Source organism: Pseudomonas sp. Irchel s3f7, from assembly GCF_900187615.1.
In the GTDB taxonomy this organism is placed as follows: domain Bacteria; phylum Pseudomonadota; class Gammaproteobacteria; order Pseudomonadales; family Pseudomonadaceae; genus Aquipseudomonas.
Genome location: NZ_FYDO01000005.1, coordinates 121687 through 142220, shown reverse-complemented (window position 1 = coordinate 142220; position 20534 = coordinate 121687). Strand labels below are relative to the sequence as shown.

The following is a 20534-nucleotide window of genomic DNA, read 5'->3' as shown; positions in this document are numbered from 1 at the left end:
GTGCCTTACAGAGCGGCAGCGTGCTCGGTCAGGTAAGCCGCAACGCCTTCTGGCGAAGCGTTCATGCCTTTGTCGCCTTTCTTCCAGTTGGCAGGGCAGACTTCGCCGTGCTCTTCGTGGAATTGCAGAGCGTCGACCAGACGGATCAGCTCTTCCATGTTACGGCCCAGCGGCAGGTCGTTGATGATCTGCGAACGGACAACGCCTTTGTCGTCGATCAGGAACGCGCCACGGAAAGCAACGCCGTCAGCGGACTGAACGTCGTAGGCCTTCATGATGTCCTGCTTGATGTCAGCAGCCATGGTGTAGCGAACCTGGCCGATACCGCCATTGTTCACTGGAGTGTTGCGCCATGCGTTGTGGGTGAAGTGCGAATCGATCGAAACAGCGATCACTTCAACGTTGCGGGCCTTGAAATCAGCCATGCGGTTGTCCAGAGCAATCAGCTCGGACGGGCAAACGAAGGTGAAGTCCAGCGGGTAGAAGAACACCAGGCCGTATTTGCCTTTGATGGCCGAGGACAGGGTGAAGCTGTCAACGATCTCGCCATTGCCGAGTACGGCCGGTACGGTGAAGTCAGGGGCTTGTTTGCCTACGAGTACGCTCATTGGATATCTCCTGGTGTAATAGCGTGAAGAACAAGGTTCGCACCAGCCTGCCACCCTCAGGCGACAGCCCTGTGACACGAACCCGAGTCGCAAAGACCGGCCATCATACACCGCGTGTTTGACCTGTCTTAGCTGTTTTTGTCCTCGACGCTAAAATCCACACAGACGGCTCGTCACCATTTTTCAGAAACAAACCGTTCGTCAGTCACCTGCCCTTATGACCATAAGTGCTCAGAAACCACTTTGACAATCATTCTCGTTAACATTAAGATCCATCGCAATCGAGACATAAACAAGCGACGGTCTTCTCTTATGTATGTTTGCCTCTGCACTGGTGTCACCGACGGTCAAATCCGCGATGCGATCTATGAAGGATGCTGCAGCTACAAGGAAGTCCGCGTGGCCACCGGCGTTGCCAGTCAATGCGGTAAATGTGCCTGCCTCGCCAAGGAAGTGGTTCGCGAAACGCTGACCAAACTGCAAACGGCTCAAGCAGCGATTCCCTTTCCTGCAGAATTTACAGCCGCCTAAATACCGAATTCCAAAGAACCGGACTCATGTCCGGTTTTTTTATGCCCGAAAATCAATCAGTTATGCGCTAGACGCGGAACAAAAACATTCTTATTCCGATTAATTTTCATATAAGTTTCAATAACTTAGGTTTGACACTATTAAATGCGCGGCCCAAACTCTGACAATTAGACAGTTAATACAGGGCAGGACCCCATCATGAAAGGCGACGTTACAGTCATCCAGCATCTCAACAAGATCCTTGCCAATGAACTGGTCGCGATCAATCAATATTTCCTGCATGCGCGCATGTACGAAGATTGGGGTCTGAACAAGCTCGGCAAACACGAGTACCACGAATCCATCGACGAGATGAAGCACGCGGACAAGCTGATCAAGCGCATTCTGTTCCTTGAAGGCCTGCCGAACGTCCAGGACCTGGGCAAGCTGCACATCGGTGAACACACCAAGGAAATGCTTGAGTGCGACCTGCGCATCGAGAAAACCGGCCACGCTGACCTGAAAGTCGCCATCGCTCATTGCGAAACCGTCGGCGACTTCGGTAGCCGTGAACTGCTTGAAGATATCCTTGAGTCAGAGGAAGAACATATCGACTGGCTGGAAACCCAACTGGGCCTGATCGATAAAGTAGGTCTTGAAAACTATCTGCAATCGCAGATGGGCGAAGACGAATAACGTCGTACCGCTAATCTCGATGCAATAAAAAGCCCCGCACTCTTTTGAAGAGACGGGGCTTTTTTGTGCCTGCTGCTTTTACTGTAGGAGCGAGCTTGCTCACGATGGTGGTCAACGATAACGCGGGGAGTCTGATTCCCCGCGGTGTTCTTGAGTCCATCGCGAGCAAGCTCGCTCCTACATAAAGCCAAATCAGGCTTCGGACTTGTTGGCAGCAGCGGCTTCAACAGCGGCCTTGATGGTGGTTTGCAGCGAACCGTCTGCAGCCATCTCGGTCATGATGTCGCTACCGCCGACCAGCTCACCGCCAACCCACAGTTGCGGGAAGGTTGGCCAGTTGGCGTATTTTGGCAGGTTGGCGCGGATTTCCGGGTTCTGCAGGATGTCCACGTACGCAAACTTCTCGCCACACGCCATCACGGCCTGCGCAGCTTTCGCGGAGAAGCCACACTGCGGGGCATTCGGCGAGCCTTTCATGTAAAGCAGAATGGTGTTATTGGCAATCTGCTCTTTAATCGTTTCGATGATATCCATGGAGCACCTCGGCTGAACTTTCCGACTCACGGGTCGGCACGGTGGCGCATTGTAACGGAAAGCCGAGCCCCCTGCTCGGTCTCTCCGTCAGACTAAATCACGCCGCGACCACTGTCACCGGCACACCGTTGAGCGCCGCGTTCCCGGACAACTCGTCCAGTTGGCATTCGTCCGTGAGGTCATTGGCGCTGGAACCCGGCTGACTGCTGGCAATCGCCATTTGCACGCCAGGTCGGGCATGACCCCAACCGTGCGGCAGGCTGACCACACCTTTCATCATGTCCAGACTACCGAGCACTTCGACCTCGATCACGCCAACCCGCGAACTGATCCGCACCCGCTGCCCGTCATTAAGCCCGCGACTGGCCAGATCGTCCGGATGCATCAGCAACTGATGACGCGGCTTGCCCTTCACGAGGCGATGATAGTTGTGCATCCACGAATTGTTGCTGCGTACGTGGCGTCGACCGATCATCAGCAACTCATCGGCAGCCGGTGCCTGCAAGGCGGCGAAGCGTGCCAGGTCGGCAAGGATCGCGGCAGGAGCGGCCTGGACTCGCTGATTGGCGGTTTTCAGGCGTGACACAAGGTTGGGCTTGAGCGCACCCAGATCGACACCATGGGGATGATCGAACAAAGTATCCAACGACAGCTTGTGCGCCGACGCGTCTCCATACATCCCCATGCGCAGTCCACGATCGATCATTTGCGCCGGAGCAATGGTAGGTTTCAGCTCCTTGTTGGTTCGAGCGGCGAACGCCTTGGCCAGCCCGACGAAGATTTCCCAGTCGTGCAGCGCGCCTTCAGGTTTGGCGAGGATTGCGCGGTTGAAGCGGCTGACGTTACGCACCGCAAACATATTGAACGTCGTGTCGTAATGATCGTTTTCCAGCGCCGAGGTGGACGGCAGGATCAGGTCGGCATAACGCGTGGTTTCATTGATGTACAGATCGATACTGACCATGAATTCCAGACCATCGAGCGCCTGTTCGAGTTTTCGGCCGTTGGGTGTGGACAGCACCGGGTTGCCCGCCACGGTGATCAGCGCGCGGACCTGCCCTTCCCCTTCAGTAAGCATTTCCTCGGCCAGCGCCGACACCGGCAATTCACCCGCATATTCCGGGCGACCTGACACCCGACTCTGCCACAGATTGAAATGCCCGCCCGATGTCGAGGCCACCAGGTCCACCGCCGGCTCGGTGCACAACGCACCGCCAACGCGGTCGAGGTTGCCGGTGACCAGGTTGATCAACTGCACCAGCCAATGGCACAGCGTGCCGAAGGCTTGGGTCGAAACCCCCATGCGGCCGTAGCAAACCGCGCTCGGCGCTGCAGCGAAGTCTCGCGCCAACTGGCGGATTTGCACGGCCGGCACGGCGCACAGTGGGCTCATGGCTTCAGCGGTGAAGGTGGCGATAGCCCCACGCACGTCATCCAGACCGTCCACCGGCAAATGGCTGTCGCGGGTTAGCCCTTCTGCGAACAGGGTGTTGAGAACACCGAACAACAAAGCCGCATCGCCACCGGGGCGTACGAACAAATGCTGATCGGCAATGGCAGCGGTTTCGCTGCGACGCGGGTCGACCACCACCACTTTGCCACCCCGGGCCTGAATCGCTTTCAAGCGTTTTTCCACATCCGGCACCGTCATGATGCTGCCGTTCGAGGCCAGCGGGTTGCCGCCGAGAATCAGCATGAAGTCGGTGTGATCGATATCGGGGATCGGCAACAGCAAGCCGTGGCCGTACATCAAATGACTGGTCAAATGATGGGGCAATTGGTCGACCGAAGTGGCGGAAAACCGGTTACGGGTTTTCAGCAGGCCGAGAAAATAATTGCTGTGGGTCATCAACCCGTAGTTATGCACGCTCGGATTGCCCTGATAGACCGCCACAGCGTTCTGCCCGTGATGTTCCTGAATGACCGCCAGGCGCTCGGCGACCAGGTTGAACGCCGCTTCCCACTCGATGGGCTGCCATTCGTTGCCCACCCGCTGCATGGGCTGATGCAGGCGGTCCGGATCGTTCTGGATGTCTTGCAGTGCGACAGCCTTGGGGCAAATGTGCCCGCGACTGAAGGTGTCAAGCGGATCACCCTTGATCGAAGTGATCTGCACTTTGCCGTCTTCGGCCTGGGTGGTTTCGATGGTCAGGCCACAGATGGCTTCACACAGGTGACACGCACGGTGATGGAGAGTCTTGGTCATGGCCAGTCTCTGTCTTGTTCTGGGCGGGCAATGTTTGCCTCGGGAGCAAAACTATGGCGCCAGACCTGCCACCGCGCCAGCGACGTTCGTCTTGTGAATCGGCGGCTATCAGGACAGCCGATGACCGTTGGTAAGCGTCGGACCAAAGGTCAGAAAACAACCGCCAATTGCACCCTCCCCGCCTCGTTTGATTGCCAAGCCCCGAGAGGCCAGTGTACAAATGAGCCGCTGCTGTCAGGAAACAGGCTTCAAAAGCGCTACTGCGGTGATCCCTTAGCCCCTCTGAAATCCCCTAAAACTGTAGCCCTATTGGTAAGACGCGACATTTAATTATAAGATCGCGCCTTCCCCTATTTCGTCGCCCCGTGCGGCTTACGCCGCAGGTCTCGCCCGTTGTTCCGTTAAACAAGGCTTTGAGCATCTGCGGTTTGTAGCAAAAAGGTAGTCAATGATGAGCGCAAGGCACTTTCTCTCCCTGATGGATTGCACGCCCGAAGAGCTGGTCAGCGTGATCCGTCGAGGCGTTGAGCTCAAGGACCTGCGTAACCGCGGCGTACTGTTCGAGCCCCTGAAAAACCGCGTGCTCGGGATGATTTTCGAGAAGTCCTCGACCCGCACCCGCATCTCGTTCGAAGCCGGCATGATCCAGCTCGGCGGCCAGGCGATTTTCCTGTCGCCCCGTGACACCCAACTGGGCCGTGGCGAGCCTATCGGCGACTGCGCCATCGTCATGTCGAGCATGCTCGACGCGGTGATGATCCGTACCTTTGCCCACAGCAACCTGACCGAGTTCGCGGCAAACTCCCGTGTGCCCGTGATCAACGGCCTGTCCGATGACCTGCATCCGTGCCAGCTGCTGGCCGACATGCAGACCTTCCTCGAACACCGCGGCTCCATCCAGGGCAAGACCGTGGCCTGGATCGGCGACGGCAACAACATGTGCAACAGCTATATAGAAGCGGCGATCCAGTTCGACTTCCAGCTGCGCGTTGCCTGCCCGGAAGGCTACGAGCCCAATCCTGAATTCGTGGCCAAGGCCGGTGACCGGGTCACCATCGTGCGCGATCCGAAGGACGCCGTGCGCGGCGCCCATCTGGTGAGTACTGACGTCTGGACCTCCATGGGCCAGGAAGAAGAAACCGCCAAGCGCCTTCAGCTGTTTGCACCGTACCAGGTGAACCGCGCCCTGCTCGACCTGGCCGCGCCGGACGTTCTGTTCATGCATTGCCTGCCCGCACACCGAGGCGAAGAGATCAGCGTCGACCTGCTCGATGACAAACGCTCGGTGGCTTGGGATCAGGCAGAAAACCGTCTTCACGCACAAAAGGCCCTGCTCGAATTTCTCGTCGAGCCGGCGTATCACCACGCATGAGCCAGCCATTACTGTTGAACCTGCGAAACCTCGCCTGCGGCTATCAAGACCAGCGCGTGGTGCAGAACCTCAACTTGCATTTGAACGCCGGTGACATCGGTTGCCTGCTCGGCTCTTCGGGCTGCGGCAAGACCACCACCCTGCGGGCGATTGCCGGCTTCGAACCGGTGCACGAAGGTGACATCCAGCTCGCCGGCGAGACCATTTCCAGCGCCGGTTTCACCCTCGCGCCGGAGAAACGTCGGATCGGCATGGTGTTCCAGGACTACGCGCTGTTTCCACACCTGAGCGTGGCCGACAACATTGCCTTCGGCATCCGCAAACATCCGCAAAAGGATCGCGTGACCGAAGAGTTGCTGGAACTGGTCAACCTCAAGGGCCTCGGCAAGCGCTTCCCCCATGAGCTTTCCGGTGGTCAGCAGCAACGCGTCGCCCTGGCCCGCGCTCTGGCGCCGGAGCCACAATTGCTGTTGCTCGACGAGCCGTTTTCCAACCTCGATGGCGAGTTGCGCCGCAAGCTAAGTCACGAGGTTCGCGACATTCTCAAGGCCCGTGGCACCAGTGCGATTCTGGTGACTCACGACCAGGAAGAAGCCTTTGCCGTCAGCGATCATGTCGGTGTGTTCAAGGAAGGTCGCCTGGAGCAATGGGATACGCCCTACAACCTGTATCACGAACCGCTGACGCCATTTGTCGCCAGCTTCATCGGCCAGGGTTACTTCATTCGCGGCCAGTTGAGCAGCCCGGAGTCGGTGCAGACCGAGTTGGGTGAACTGCGCGGAAATCGCGCCTACACCTGGCCCGTTGGTGGCGCCGTGGACGTGTTATTGCGTCCGGACGACATCGTTTATGCGCCAGACAGCGCACTGAAGGCGCTGATTGTTGGCAAATCGTTCCAGGGTGCATCGACCCTGTATCGCTTGCAGCTGCCAACCGGCGCGCAGCTGGAATCTATCTTCCCGAGCCATGTCGATCGTCAGGTTGGGGCGCAAGTGGGCATTCGTGTCGTAGCAGAACATCTGGTGTTGTTCCAGGCGTCCGGCAGCACGGCGGCGCAGATTCCGGCAATCGAATCCGGTGTCCGGCGGTACAGCACCACCAACTGAACACACCCAATCCCTGTAGGAGCGAGCTTGCTCGCGATCGCGGCATCAGATTCAACAGCGATGTTGACTGACCCACCGCTATCGCGAGCAAGCTCGCTCCTACAATGGACCTGTGTCAGCCCAACATCAGGGTTCCGCTGGCCACCAACGTCGCATTCCCGCCAATACTCACCCGATCGCCTCCCAGTTGACAGAACAGCTCCCCGCCCCGGGCCGAACACTGGAAAGCCGTCAGACTCGACTTGCCCAAACGCTTCGACCAATACGGAATCAGCAGGCAATGGGTTGAACCCGTCACGGGATCTTCATTGATGCCAATCGCCGGTGCGAAATAGCGTGAGACGAAATCGTGCTGGCTGCCCCGCGCCGTCACGATGGCGCCCAACCACGGCAGTTTCGCCAGAGCAACTATGTCCGGTTTACAGTCGAGCACGGCTTGTTCGGATTCCAGCACCACGAACAATTCATTCGAAGCCAGCACTTCGATGGCTTCCACGCCCAAAGCACGCTCGACCTCCAGGGTCTCGGCCACTGGCGACGGCAGGATGGCCGGAAAATCCAGCCACAGGCGGCCACCCTCCCGCGTCACACTCAATGGACCGGACTTGCAGATGAAATCCAGACGCTCGACCGGCTCTTGATAGATCTCGAACAGCACGTGGGCGCTCGCCAGGGTCGCGTGACCACACAGCGGCACTTCGGTAGTCGGCGTAAACCAGCGGATGTGCCAGACCTGCCCCTCGCGCACCACAAACGCCGTTTCAGCGAGGTTGTGCTCGGCGGCAATTTTTTGCATCAAGTCATCGGCGAGCCAGGTGTCGAGCCGATAGACCATTGCCGGGTTACCACTGAAAGGTTGATCGCTGAACGCGTCGATCTGATGGAACTCAAGCTGCATAACCTTCTCCCTTTGTCAGGCAACCGAGCATGAAGCCGCTCTAAAGATGGCACCAGTGACAGAGCACACTTATTTCCACCATACAGCGGCAACGAAGCCCTTCAAACCCGGCCAATTTCCGCGAACTTCGCCTGGGTATGCTCGGCGAGCACCGCGGGGGCCAATTCAACTTCCAGACCGCGCCGGCCTGCACTGACATAAATGCTGGCAAACGGCTGGGCCGAATTGTCGATAAACGTGCGCAGGCGCTTCTTTTGCCCCAGCGGACTGATGCCGCCCAGCAGGTAGCCGGTGGATCGCTGTGCCGCCGCCGGGTCGGCCATTTCAACTTTTTTCACGCCAGCCGCCTGAGCCAACCCCTTCAAATCCAGCGTTCCTACCACCGGGACAACCGCCACCAACAACTCCCCTTTTTCACTGGCTGCCAACAGTGTCTTGAACACCTGAGCCGGGTCGAGACCCAGTTTTTCCGCAGCTTCCAGGCCATAGGACGCAGCCTTCGGGTCATGTTCGTAACTGTGCACACGGTGTTCGGCCCGAACCTTTTTCAACAAATCCAATGCAGGGGTCATGAGACAGCTCCAGACGGGTCGGCAGATGAAAAACACTGCGCCGGATTCTAGGACATTGGTCCACAAAAGGCTCTATGGCGGCCTTGTTTCAGCTTGTCTACTTCGCACTCACGGCCATCCAGTCATTCGTTCATTCATGCGACGAATAGTTTTTTTGTGACCAATAGTTCACTTTCGACCTTTGACAGCAGTGTTTCTTGTCTATATTTTTTCGTTTCTGAAACTAAGCGAAACGTCCTACAGCAATACCCGGCAGTGAACCGCGACCAGGATGGGGATCCTGCCTCGGTGAAAAATGCGCTTCGACCACGATGGCAAAAAAGCGCCAGACAACAAAAACAACGAGGTTTCAATGACTACTGCTTTACAACAACCGTCGCTCTCGAGCCAATGCATGGCCGAATTCCTGGGTACGGCGTTGCTGATATTTTTCGGTACGGGTTGCGTTGCCGCCCTCAAGGTCGCGGGCGCCAGCTTTGGCTTGTGGGAAATCAGCATCATTTGGGGCATCGGTGTCAGCATGGCGATCTACCTGACCGCCGGGGTTTCCGGCGCGCATTTGAACCCCGCCGTCAGCATCGCGCTGAGCCTTTTCGCTGACTTTGAAAAGCGCAAATTGCCTTTCTACATTCTTGCCCAAGTCGCCGGGGCATTCTGTGGCGCCTTGTTGGTTTACACGCTTTACAGCAATCTGTTCTTCGATTTCGAACAAACCCATCACATGATTCGCGGCAGCCAGGCCAGCCTTGAACTGGCGTCGGTATTTTCCACTTTCCCGAACCCTGCGCTGACCACCACCCAGGCGTTTCTGGTCGAGGTGATCATCACTGCCATCCTGATGGGCGTGATCATGTCCCTGACCGACGACAACAACGGCCTGCCAAAGGGCCCAATGGCGCCGCTGCTGATCGGCCTGCTGATTGCCGTGATCGGCAGTTCGATGGGGCCGCTGACCGGTTTCGCGATGAACCCGGCACGCGACTTCGGACCAAAGCTGATGACTTTCTTCGCTGGCTGGGGTGAAATTTCCTTCACTGGCGGACGCGATATTCCGTACTTCCTGATTCCGGTATTTGCGCCGATTGTCGGTGCCTGCCTGGGCGCCGCCGCCTATCGCGGGTTGATTGCCCGCCATTTGCCGAACGCCATACCTGCTACAAAGGATGTAACAACGGCCATTGACGGCAAACCAAGAACTTCTTGATACCGTTGGCGCGCAACACCTGCCCTTTTGATTGCGCGCCAGACTTCACTCCCTTATTTCGTCCAAGGCAATCGACATGACCGACATTCAGAATAAGAACTACATCATTGCCCTCGATCAGGGTACGACCAGCTCCCGCGCGATTATTTTCGACCGCGATGCGAACGTGGTCTGCACCGCCCAACGGGAGTTCGCACAGCATTACCCGCAAGCCGGCTGGGTCGAACATGACCCGATGGAAATCTTCGCCACCCAAAGCGCCGTGATGGTCGAGGCCCTGGCTCAAGCCGGCTTGCACCATGACCAGGTGGCTGCCATCGGCATCACCAACCAGCGCGAAACCACGGTGGTGTGGGACAAGAACACCGGCCGCCCGATCTACAACGCCATCGTCTGGCAGTGCCGTCGCAGCACGGAGATCTGCCAGCAACTCAAGCGCGATGGCCACGAGCAATACATCAGCGACACGACCGGCCTGGTCACCGACCCGTACTTCTCCGGCACCAAACTCAAGTGGATTCTCGACAACGTCGAAGGCAGCCGTGAGCGTGCGCGCAACGGCGAGTTGCTGTTCGGCACCGTCGACAGCTGGCTGATCTGGAAATTTACTGGCGGTAAGGTGCACGTCACCGACTACACCAACGCTTCGCGCACCATGCTCTTCAACATCCACACCCTGGAATGGGATGCGAAGATGCTGGAGGTGCTGGATATCCCGCGGGAAATGCTGCCGGAAGTTAAATCGTCCTCGGAAATTTACGGCCGTACCAAAAGCGGCATCGCCATCGGCGGCATCGCCGGCGACCAGCAGGCCGCCCTGTTCGGCCAGATGTGCGTCGAGCCCGGCCAGGCGAAAAACACCTATGGCACCGGTTGCTTCCTGTTGATGAACACCGGTGACAAAGCGGTGAAATCCCGACACGGCATGCTGACCACCATCGCCTGCGGCCCACGCGGCGAAGTGGCCTACGCGCTGGAAGGCGCGGTGTTCAACGGTGGTTCCACGGTGCAGTGGCTGCGCGATGAGTTGAAGATCATCAACGACGCCCACGACACCGAATACTTTGCCAACAAGGTCAAGGACAGCAATGGCGTGTACCTGGTGCCGGCCTTCACCGGTCTGGGTGCTCCGTACTGGGACCCGTATGCCCGTGGCGCATTGTTCGGCCTGACCCGCGGCGTGCGTGTGGATCACATCATCCGTGCAGCTCTGGAATCGATCGCCTACCAGACCCGCGACGTGCTCGATGCCATGCAGCAAGACTCCGGCGAACGCCTCAAGGCCCTGCGCGTGGACGGCGGTGCAGTGGCGAACAATTTCCTGATGCAGTTCCAGGCCGATATCCTTGGCACCCAAGTCGAGCGCCCGCAAATGCGCGAAACCACAGCATTGGGCGCCGCTTACCTGGCGGGTCTGGCGTGTGGCTTCTGGGGCAGCCTGGAAGAGTTGCGCGGCAAGGCTGTGATCGAACGTCAGTTCGAGCCAACCCTTGACGAAAAAGCGAAGGAAAAACTCTACGCTGGCTGGAAAAAAGCCGTCAGCCGAACCCGCGATTGGGCAGCTGAAGACGAGGCTGAATAAGCAAAGACGCTGACTCGTCTCTGTAGTAACTGGCAGGGAGCGGATTCCTGCGGCATCATGGGAAAATTTTGCACGGCAGCCCAAAGGACGCCCCATGAATCTGCCTCCCCGTCAGCAACAAATCCTCGAACTGGTCCGCGAACGCGGCTATGTCAGCATCGAGGAAATGGCCACGCTGTTCGTTGTTACTCCGCAGACTATCCGCCGCGATATCAATCAGCTCGCGGAAGCCAATTTGTTGCGTCGCTACCACGGCGGCGCGGCGTACGACTCCAGTGTCGAAAACACTGCCTATGCCATGCGCGCCGATCAAATGCGCGATGAAAAGCAACGTATTGCCGAAGCCATTGCCGCGCAGATTCCCGACCATGCCTCGTTGTTCATCAACATCGGCACGACCACCGAATCCATTGCCCGCGCACTGCTCGATCACAATCACCTGAAGATCATCACCAACAACCTGCATGTCGCCTCGATGCTCAGCGCCAAAGACGACTTTGACGTGCTGTTGACCGGTGGCAACGTGCGCCGCGACGGAGGTGTCGTGGGCCAGGCCAGCGTCGACTTCATCAACCAGTTCAAAGTCGACTTCGCCTTGGTCGGGATCAGCGGCATCGATGAAGACGGCAGTCTGCTGGACTTCGATTATCAGGAAGTGCGGGTGTCCCAGGCGATCATCGCCAACGCTCGCCAAGTGATCCTGGCGGCCGACTCCAGCAAATTCGGGCGCAACGCCATGATTCGCCTGGGGCCGATCAGCCTGGTCGATTGCCTGGTGACCGATCAGCAGCCTTCTCCGGCGCTTGCGCAGTTGTTGAACCAGCACAAGGTTCGGCTGGAAGTTGTTTAACGCCGAAGGCAGTTAAACAACCTGTAGGAGCCGGCTTGCTGGCGATGGCGTACTCAAGGGCGCCATCGCCAGCAAGCCGGCTCCTACAATCAATCCCCCCGCCATACAATGTTCGTAAATTTTCCTTTAACGGCCCTTCGATGAGTATTTTCAATCGAAGCCGGCTGGCTGCGCGCGTCTTTATGGGCTAGTATTTTCGCAAATGAACATTAATGTTCGAATTCAAATACAGAACATCAAGAATTCCGAGGCCCGAGCCGATGCCCACTTCCACCTTGCCTACGCCCCCTCTTTCCGAGGTCTACGATATCGCCGTCATCGGTGGCGGGATCAATGGCGTGGGGATCGCAGCGGATGCTGCCGGCCGCGGGCTGTCGGTGTTCCTTTGCGAAAAGGATGATTTGGCCAGCCACACCTCCTCGGCCAGCAGCAAGCTGATCCACGGTGGACTGCGTTACCTGGAACATTACGAATTCCGCCTCGTGCGCGAAGCCCTGGCTGAGCGCGAAGTGCTGCTGGCCAAGGCGCCGCACATCGTCAAGCAAATGCGTTTCGTGCTGCCACACCGCCCGCACCTGCGCCCGGCCTGGATGATCCGCGCCGGTTTGTTCCTGTATGACAACCTCGGCAAGCGCGAGCAACTGCAAGGTTCGAAAAGCCTGAAATTCGGCCCGGACAGCGCGCTCAAAAGCGAGATCACCAAAGGCTTCGAATACTCCGATTGCTGGGTCGACGATGCACGTCTGGTGGTGTTGAACGCCATGGCGGCCCGGGAAAAAGGCGCCCACGTTCACACTCAAACCCGTTGCGTCAGTGCGCGTCGCGTCAAAGGCCTGTGGCACTTGCACCTGGAGCGCGCCGACGGCAGCCTTTTTTCGATCCGTGCCAAGGCTCTGGTGAACGCCGCCGGCCCATGGGTCGCCAAGTTCATTCGCGACGATCTGAAAATGGAATCGCCGTATGGCATCCGCCTGATTCAGGGCAGCCACCTGATCGTGCCGAAGCTGTACGAAGGCGAACACGCGCACATCCTGCAAAACGAAGATCAGCGTATCGTGTTCACCATTCCATACCTGAACCACTTCACCCTGATCGGCACCACTGACCGCGAGTACACCGGCGATCCGGCGAACGTGGCAATCACCGACGGCGAGACCGATTACCTGTTGAACGTGGTCAACGCCCACTTCAAAAAACAGATCGGCCGCGACGATATCCTGCACAGCTATTCCGGCGTGCGGCCGCTGTGCAACGACGAATCCGATAACCCGTCCGCCGTGACTCGCGACTACACCCTCGCGCTGTCCGGCGCCGGTGAAGAGGCACCGTTGCTGTCGGTGTTCGGCGGCAAGCTCACCACCTACCGCAAACTCGCCGAGTCGGCGCTGGCGCAACTTGCACCGTACTTCAAGCACATCCAGCCGAGCTGGACCGCCAGCGCCACGCTGCCGGGCGGTGAAGACATGACCACGCCACAAGCCTTGAGCTCGCGCATTCGCGACCAGTTCGACTGGGTCCCGAGTGAAATCGCACGCCGCTGGGCCACGACCTACGGCAGCCGCACCTGGCGCATGCTCGAGGGCGTTGAGAGTCTGAGGGATCTGGGCGAACACATCGGCGGCGGTCTCTACACCCGCGAAGTCGATTACCTGTGCAGCGAAGAATGGGCCACCACCGCCCACGATATTCTGTGGCGTCGCAGCAAACTCGGCTTGTTCACAACGGCGGAGGAGCAGGAAAAACTCAAGGACTACCTGAACAAGGTCGAGCAGAACCGCAGCAAGATCCAAGCCGCCTGATCAAATATCCGGACAAACGAAAGCCCCTGAATCTCACGATTCAGGGGCTTTTTCATGTCGATGGATTCAGTCGCGCAGGTCCGACTCGTGAATCGGCTGCTCGCGATGGGTCGCCCGTTGATACTGTGCCGGCCAGACCGCCTTGCGTCCGCCCAGATCGTCATCCGCATGCAGCGCCCAGTACGGATCGCGCAACAATTCACGCGCCAGGAAAATGATATCCGCCTGGCAGGTGCGCAGAATGTGCTCGGCCTGGGCCGGCTCGGTAATCATGCCGACGGTACCGGTGGCGATGCCTGACTCTTTGCGCACGCGCTCGGCGAATCGGGTCTGATAGCCGGGCCCCGTGGGGATTTCAGCGTTCACCGCCGTGCCGCCCGACGATACATCGATCAAGTCCACACCCAGGTCTTTCAGGCGACGGGCCAGCTCCACGGTTTCATCCGGATTCCAACCGTCCTCCACCCAGTCGGTCGCCGAGACGCGGACAAACACCGGCAACTCTTCGGGCCACGCCGCACGCACCGCCTCGGTGACCTGCAACACCAATCGGATGCGGTTTTCAAACGAACCGCCGTACTGATCACGGCGTTGGTTGCTCAAGGGCGAAAGAAACTGATGCAGCAGATAACCATGGGCTGCATGGATCTCGACCACCTTGAAGCCCGCGGTCAGCGAGCGTTTGGCCGCATCGACAAACGCCTGAATGATCGTCGCGATCTCGCCTTCATCCAGCTGCTTGGGCTGGGTGTGCTGGGGATCGAAAGCAATCGGTGAAGGGCCGACCGGAACCCAGCCACCCTCGTCGGGTTTGACGCTGCCGTGCTTGCCCAGCCACGGTCTGTAGGTACTGGCCTTGCGACCGGCATGGGCCAGTTGAATACCGGCCACGGCGCCTTGCGCCGCGATGAAGCGAGTGATGCGTTGCAAAGGCTCGATCTGTTCATCGCTCCACAGGCCAAGGTCCTGTGCGGTGATGCGCCCATCGGCCGTGATCGCCGTGGCTTCGGTAAACACCAGCCCGGCCCCGCCGACCGCGCGGCTGCCGAGGTGGACCAGGTGCCAGTCATTGGCCAGGCCGTCGGCACTTGAGTATTGGCACATCGGCGAGACCGCGACGCGGTTGGGCAAGATCAATTGGCGAAGGGTATAGGGTTCAAGCAGCAGACTCATGGGGCACCTCTCGAATCAGTGGGCAGGCTCCAGGGTTCTGTTTGAAAAGTCGACGAGTGACAGGAAAAAGCTACAGCACCCGCCCCCGCGGGCAAAAAATGGACAAAACGTCACAAGGATAATCAAGCAGTGCTTAGAGCCTAGTCGACATCGCAAGATCAGGGAGGGTTCAAGAATGAAACACCTCCAATCAGCGTCCAATGCGTCCCCTGTGGCGAGGGAGCTTGCTCCCGTTGGTGTGCAAAGCACACCCAATCGCAGTGGCAGGTTTTGGGGCGGCTGCGCCGCCCAGCGGGAGCAAGCTCCCTCGCCACAAAAAAGCTATCGCGGTTCGATGTGGGCAATCTTCAGTTGAACCGTCTCGTTTCCGCGAAACTCGTTGAGGTCGAGCTTGTAGGCCAATTCCACCCATTTGATGGTCGGATTCGGCCAGATGTCGCGGTCGATCCCGAATGCGATGCCATCGAGCTTGACCGAGCCGCACTCGCTCTTGAGGACGACTTTAAGATGCCGTTCGCCTACGACGCGCTGCTCGACCAACTGGAACACGCCGTGAAACAACGGCTCCGGGAAATGCTGCCCCCAAGGACCGGCATGGCGCAGGGCGCGGGCCAGTTCCAGATGAAACTCTTCCACCGCCAGCGTGCCGTCCGACAGCAAGCGCCCGGTCAGGTCTTCTTCGCGCAATTGCCGACGCACTTCAGCGTCAAAGGCTTCGGCGAACAGCGGAAAATTCGCTTCCGGCAGCGTCAGGCCGGCGGCCATCGCATGACCACCGTACTTGGTGATCAGGTTCGGATGCTGCGCCGCCACCACGCTCAGGGCATCGCGGATATGAAAGCCCTGGACCGAACGCCCCGACCCCTTGAGCAAACCATCGCCCGCATCGGCGAAAGCAATGGTCGGCCGGAAGTAACGCTCTTTCATGCGAGAGGCGAGGATACCGATGACGCCCTGATGCCACTCGGGATCGAACAGGCACAAGCCGAACGGCATCGACTCCACGGGCAAATCCTTGAGCTGCGCCAGCGCTTCACGCTGCATGCCTTGCTCGATGGATTTGCGGTCCTGGTTCATGCCATCCAGTTGAGCCGCCATTTCGCGAGCCAGCCCGGCGTCGTCGGTCAGCAGGCATTCGATGCCCAGGCTCATGTCGTCCAGACGCCCCGCCGCGTTCAGGCGCGGGCCGACGATGAAGCCCAGGTCGGTCGACGTGATGCGCGTGTGGTCACGCTTGGCCACTTCGAGGATCGCCTTGATCCCCGGTCGGGCGCGTCCGGCACGAATGCGCTCCAGGCCCTGGTGCACCAGAATCCGGTTGTTGGCATCCAGCGGCACCACGTCGGCGACGCTTCCCAAAGCCACCAGATCAAGCAATTCGCCGATGTTCGGCTGCGGCTTGTTCGCGTACCAGCCGAGCTCGCGCAATCGCGCACGCAAGGCCATCAGCACATAGAAAATCACCCCGACACCCGCCAACGCCTTGCTCGGGAACTCGCAACCGGGCTGGTTCGGATTGACGATGGCATCGGCCAGCGGCAGTTCGTCGCCGGGCAAGTGGTGATCGGTGACCAGCACGTTAAGCCCGGCCTGTTTCGCCGCCGCCACGCCTTCGACGCTGGAGATACCGTTGTCCACGGTGATCAGCAACTGCGGCTGGCGCTCCAGCGCCACGGCAACGATTTCCGGTGTCAGGCCGTAGCCGTAATCGAAGCGATTCGGCACCAGGTAGTCGACATGTGCCGCCCCCAGCAAACGCAAACCCAATGTCCCCACGGTACTGGCCGTCGCACCGTCAGCGTCAAAGTCGCCGACGATCAGAATCCGTTGACGCTGTTCGAGCGCGGTCACCAACAAGTCCACGGCCGCTTCGATGCCTTTGAGCTTCTGGAACGGAATCAGTCGCGCCAGGCTTTTATCCAGCTCGGCTTCAGACTGCACGCCCCGCGCTGCATACAGGCGGGTCAGCAGCGGCGGAATATCACCGAGGAATGGCAGGGTGTCGGGCAGCTGGCGGGGTTCGATGCGCATGGGGTGACAGGGGCTTCTCTTGATGAAGTAGGGTAAAACCGCAGGAACGGCGAGGACTCAGCCGCGCTCGCCCGACAACCATTGCAGCTGGACTTCATGCTGACCACGGTCGTCGGTGACGAAAATCGTCCCTTCGCTGATCATCACGTCCCACTTGATGACGCGAGGCATGTCTTTGGCCAGGGTCTCCAGGACTTCCTGAGGGACCGCCGCGATGTGGACGTTTTTCAGGTTCTTGATCGCCGGGATCACCTTGCCTTCCCAGACGCGCAGGCTGCCATAGGCCAGCAGACTGGTGCGTTCGGTACGGCGCGAGCACCAGGTCAGGCGGTCGGCATCGGGCTGGCCGACTTCGATCCAGTGCAGGACACGGTCATCCAGGCTTTTTTCCCACAAGGCCGGTTCATCCACGTCCGACAGACCACGACCAAACGACAGATGCTCGTTGTACCAGAGGGCGTAGGCCAGCAGGCGCACGGTCATGCGCTCTTCGGTTTCCGATGGGTGGCGGGCGATGGTTTGCTTGACACTCTCGTAGACGCTGCGGTCGAGGTCGGTGAGGTTCAGTTCAAACTTGTAGGTCGTGGACGGCTGGGCCATGTACGGGCTTCTTGATACGGGGAAAGGCGGCAAGTCTAACCGATGCGGCAGGCAATCCACGAATTGATGGTGATCAACCTTGAGCGCCTGATAGTCGGCTATGTTAAAACGCTGTACTCGCTCAATCTTTGTCCTACAGGAACCAGCATGCCGCTCACCGCAAAACCGCTCTCAGGTCTGAAAGTCATCGAATTGGGCACTTTGATTGCCGGCCCCTTTGCGTCGCGCATTTGCGCTGAATTCGGTGCGGACGTGATCAAGATCGAATCCCCGGATGGCGGCGATCCGCTGCGCAAGTGGCGCAAGCTGTATGAAGGCACCTCGTTGTGGTGGTTCGTTCAGGCACGCAACAAAAAGTCCCTGACGCTGAACCTGAAACATCCTGAGGGCCTGGCGATCCTGAAAAAACTCCTGAGCGAAGCGGACATCCTGATCGAGAACTTTCGCCCCGGCGTACTGGAAAAACTCGGTCTCGGCTGGGATGTCCTGCACGCGCTCAACCCGAAACTGGTGATGGTGCGGCTCTCGGGCTTCGGCCAGACCGGCCCGATGAAAGACCAGCCTGGTTTCGGCGCCGTGGGTGAATCCATGGGCGGCCTGCGCTACATCACCGGTTTTGAGGACCGACCACCGGTGCGCACCGGGATTTCCATCGGCGACTCGATTGCCGCGCTCTGGGGCGTGATCGGCGCGCTGATGGCCCTGCGTCATCGCGAGGTCAACGGTGGCCAGGGCCAGGTGGTCGATGTAGCGCTGTACGAAGCGATCTTCGCCATGATGGAAAGCATGGTCCCGGAATTCGACGTGTTCGGGTTCATCCGCGAACGCACCGGCAACATCATGCCTGGAATCACCCCGTCTTCGATCCACACCAGCGCTGACGGCAAGCACGTGCAGATCGGCGCGAACGGCGACGCGATCTTCAAACGCTTCATGCTGATCATTGGCCGCGAAGACCTGGCCAACGATCCTCTACTTGCCAGCAACGATGGCCGTGATAACCGCCGCGATGAGCTTTACGGGGTCATCGATCGCTGGGTCAACTCGCTGCCCCTGGACACTGTCATCGAACGTTTGAATCAAGCCGAAGTACCCGCCAGCCGGATCTTCAGTGCCGAAGACATGTTCAGCGATCCGCAGTACCTCGCCCGGGAAATGTTCCTGCAAGCCAAGCTGCCGGATGGCAAAGATTTCAAGATGCCGGGAATTGTGCCGAAACTCTCTGAGACACCCGGTGATTGTGAATGGGTCGGGCCACAACTGGGCGAGCACAACGCGCAGGTACTCCAGGAACTTGGCTATGACGCGTCGCAGATCACACAACTGCGCAAAGACGGGGCCATCTGAGCTTAAGCGTCTGTTTGCGCGAGTCATCAAGCACTGCCGGTGGCGAAACGGACCGGCGATGTGCGCTATGGCGGGCGTGCTCCTGATCAGCGTCCTGCCTCCCTCGACGCTGGCGCAACCCACGGAAACCCTGATCTGGCTCAAGCGCGATTTGCCGCCGCTGTTCATTTTCGAAGGACCGAAAAAGGATCAGGGCGTCATCGATCAGCTGTTAACGCAATTGATTGCCGGCATGCCTCAATACCAACACAGCGTGATGAGGGTCAATCGCGCACGCGGCCTGCAGATGCTCCATGAGTCAACGTTCACGTGTGATGCGGCGCTGAACTGGAGCAAGGAGCGCGAAACCTGGATCGTGTTTTCCACCCCGGTCTTTCGCGCCATGAGCAATGGTCTGGCCGTGCGGCGTGCTGATCGCGACGTGTTGACCCCGTTCATCAAGGACGGCGAGGTGGACCTGTCGACCCTCTTGGCGACCGGCAGCGTCACGCTGGGGATTGTTGCCGAGCGCAACTACGGCGAGTACCTCGACGCACTCCTGAAACAAGCACCGACCAAGTCACTTGCGCTGCATTACGGCAACGACGCTTTGGGCAGCCTGCTGCAAATGCAACGCCTGGGGCGCTTGCAAGTGCTGTTGGGTTATCGTCCGGAAATTCGTTACCAGGCGCAGCAGGAGGGGATCGCAGAAGATGAATTGCAGTTCTACCCGATTCGCGGCACGGGTAAGTACCTGTCAGGCTACATCGGCTGCACCGACACACCACAGGGCCGACAGGCGATTATCGAGATCAATCGACTGCTACGCGCCCTGCCCCGCGAGCCATTGAGCGAGGCGTACGCGGCCTGGCTCGATCCGGAAAGCCGCAGCGATTACCTGAAGGCTGCCAAAGAGTTTTTTGAGCAACAGGCCGGACAGTGAATAAATCGCGGGCAAAAAGGCAAAAAGAAACCCCGAGCAGTGGGAAGACTACTCGGGGTTAAACGTGGCCTACATAAAGACCCGTAGTAGCAAGCTACAAGCACCGGAGCACAATGCTTGATCCTGCTATTACCCGATCTGACTGACCTGCGCGCAGGAAGGTTCCCAGCGAAATCCCGTCAATTGCGGCTGGCCATCAACTTGTCCTGGGCAGCATTGCGCAACGCTGCGATGACACAGGGCTCCAGGCGTCCCTCCGCAATCAGCACGTCGCGATGCAATCCATCGACCACGTCCGTCAGCAAGCGCTTGTCGTTCAACTGGGCCTGATTGAACGCTCGCTTGACGACCGTGGCGCCCATCGAATTCTTCAGGGTTACCAGGCATTCGCCATGAATGCCTGAAGGGGTCATTGTGACTTGATACGGGCTCAGCGCCTCACCGAGCAACAGACTGATACTTTCCATCCCGATCACCACTCAATAGTCCGAAACAACGTGCCTTGGGCGTGCCTGCAATAAATG

General features: G+C 58.9%; 19 protein-coding genes. 10 read left to right on the top strand and 9 right to left on the bottom strand.

Annotated features, from left to right (window positions below; translation table 11 throughout):
* Positions 1–5 precede the first annotated feature (5 nt).
* Positions 6–608: a peroxiredoxin gene (locus CKW19_RS05980; RefSeq protein ID WP_095057048.1), complete on the bottom strand. Its 603-nt coding sequence runs from the start codon at positions 606–608 to the stop codon at positions 6–8.
* A gap of 312 nt (positions 609–920) precedes the next feature.
* On the opposite strand from CKW19_RS05980, the gene CKW19_RS05975 reads away from it, so the two are divergent.
* Positions 921–1139 carry a bacterioferritin-associated ferredoxin gene (locus CKW19_RS05975; protein ID WP_008053520.1) on the top strand — a complete coding sequence of 73 codons (219 nt, stop codon included), beginning with the start codon at positions 921–923 and terminating at the stop codon, positions 1137–1139.
* Positions 1140–1337: 198 nt separating this feature from the next.
* Positions 1338–1814, top strand: a complete 477-nt coding sequence (gene bfr, locus CKW19_RS05970; protein WP_008053519.1) for a bacterioferritin — start codon at positions 1338–1340, stop codon at positions 1812–1814.
* Positions 1815–2006: 192 nt separating this feature from the next.
* Here bfr and grxD read toward each other — a convergent pair whose 3' ends face one another.
* Both grxD and CKW19_RS05960 read right to left on the bottom strand, forming a co-directional pair.
* The gene (grxD, locus tag CKW19_RS05965; RefSeq protein WP_034149018.1) at positions 2007–2348 is read right to left on the bottom strand and encodes a Grx4 family monothiol glutaredoxin; all 342 of its coding nucleotides are present in this window, start codon (positions 2346–2348) and stop codon (positions 2007–2009) included.
* Positions 2349–2445: 97 nt separating this feature from the next.
* Positions 2446–4554 carry a molybdopterin oxidoreductase family protein gene (locus tag CKW19_RS05960; RefSeq protein ID WP_095057047.1) on the bottom strand — a complete coding sequence of 703 codons (2109 nt, stop codon included), beginning with the start codon at positions 4552–4554 and terminating at the stop codon, positions 2446–2448.
* 451 nt (positions 4555–5005) lie between these two features.
* Between CKW19_RS05960 and argF the strand changes: the two genes are divergently transcribed.
* The gene (argF, locus tag CKW19_RS05955; RefSeq protein WP_095057046.1) at positions 5006–5926 is read left to right on the top strand and encodes an ornithine carbamoyltransferase; all 921 of its coding nucleotides are present in this window, start codon (positions 5006–5008) and stop codon (positions 5924–5926) included.
* Entirely contained in the window at positions 5923–7032 is a 1110-nt protein-coding gene (locus CKW19_RS05950; protein ID WP_095057045.1) for an ABC transporter ATP-binding protein, read from the top strand. Before argF ends, CKW19_RS05950 begins: the two co-directional genes overlap by 4 nt.
* Positions 7033–7147: 115 nt before the next feature.
* Here CKW19_RS05950 and CKW19_RS05945 read toward each other — a convergent pair whose 3' ends face one another.
* Entirely contained in the window at positions 7148–7930 is a 783-nt protein-coding gene (locus CKW19_RS05945) for a PhzF family phenazine biosynthesis protein (RefSeq protein ID WP_095057044.1), read from the bottom strand.
* A 101-nt stretch (positions 7931–8031) separates the two neighbouring features.
* On the bottom strand, positions 8032–8502 hold the full coding sequence (gene ybaK, locus CKW19_RS05940; protein WP_095057043.1) for a Cys-tRNA(Pro) deacylase: 471 nt from the start codon (positions 8500–8502) through the stop codon (positions 8032–8034).
* A gap of 352 nt (positions 8503–8854) precedes the next feature.
* On the opposite strand from ybaK, the gene CKW19_RS05935 reads away from it, so the two are divergent.
* The 4 genes from CKW19_RS05935 (at position 8855) to glpD (ending at position 13937) form a co-directional block, all read left to right on the top strand.
* Positions 8855–9706 carry an MIP/aquaporin family protein gene (locus tag CKW19_RS05935; protein ID WP_095057133.1) on the top strand — a complete coding sequence of 284 codons (852 nt, stop codon included), beginning with the start codon at positions 8855–8857 and terminating at the stop codon, positions 9704–9706.
* Between the two features lie 76 nt (positions 9707–9782).
* Entirely contained in the window at positions 9783–11288 is a 1506-nt protein-coding gene (gene glpK / locus CKW19_RS05930) for a glycerol kinase GlpK (protein ID WP_095057042.1), read from the top strand.
* A gap of 94 nt (positions 11289–11382) precedes the next feature.
* Entirely contained in the window at positions 11383–12138 is a 756-nt protein-coding gene (locus CKW19_RS05925) for a DeoR/GlpR family transcriptional regulator (RefSeq protein WP_095057041.1), read from the top strand.
* 260 nt (positions 12139–12398) lie between these two features.
* Positions 12399–13937 (top strand): glycerol-3-phosphate dehydrogenase, encoded by a 1539-nt coding sequence (glpD, locus tag CKW19_RS05920; protein WP_095057040.1) that lies wholly within the window; start codon positions 12399–12401, stop codon positions 13935–13937.
* Between the two features lie 66 nt (positions 13938–14003).
* On the opposite strand, the gene CKW19_RS05915 is transcribed toward glpD, so the two are convergent.
* The 3 genes from CKW19_RS05915 to CKW19_RS05905 all read right to left on the bottom strand — a co-directional run bounded on the left by CKW19_RS05915 (position 14004) and on the right by CKW19_RS05905 (position 17741).
* Complete coding sequence (locus tag CKW19_RS05915; RefSeq protein ID WP_095057039.1) at positions 14004–15110, bottom strand: NADH:flavin oxidoreductase/NADH oxidase; 1107 nt, start codon at positions 15108–15110, stop codon at positions 14004–14006.
* Between the two features lie 321 nt (positions 15111–15431).
* Entirely contained in the window at positions 15432–17141 is a 1710-nt protein-coding gene (gene recJ / locus CKW19_RS05910) for a single-stranded-DNA-specific exonuclease RecJ (protein ID WP_095057038.1), read from the bottom strand.
* Positions 17142–17198: 57 nt separating this feature from the next.
* Entirely contained in the window at positions 17199–17741 is a 543-nt protein-coding gene (locus CKW19_RS05905; protein ID WP_095057037.1) for a YaeQ family protein, read from the bottom strand.
* A 147-nt stretch (positions 17742–17888) separates the two neighbouring features.
* Between CKW19_RS05905 and CKW19_RS05900 the strand changes: the two genes are divergently transcribed.
* Positions 17889–19088 (top strand): CaiB/BaiF CoA-transferase family protein, encoded by a 1200-nt coding sequence (locus tag CKW19_RS05900; protein WP_095057036.1) that lies wholly within the window; start codon positions 17889–17891, stop codon positions 19086–19088.
* Positions 19042–20010, top strand: a complete 969-nt coding sequence (locus CKW19_RS05895; protein WP_095057035.1) for a TIGR02285 family protein — start codon at positions 19042–19044, stop codon at positions 20008–20010. Before CKW19_RS05900 ends, CKW19_RS05895 begins: the two co-directional genes overlap by 47 nt.
* Positions 20011–20189: 179 nt before the next feature.
* Here CKW19_RS05895 and CKW19_RS05890 read toward each other — a convergent pair whose 3' ends face one another.
* Entirely contained in the window at positions 20190–20477 is a 288-nt protein-coding gene (locus CKW19_RS05890) for a DUF3509 domain-containing protein (protein WP_095057034.1), read from the bottom strand.
* Positions 20478–20534: the final 57 nt, after the last annotated feature.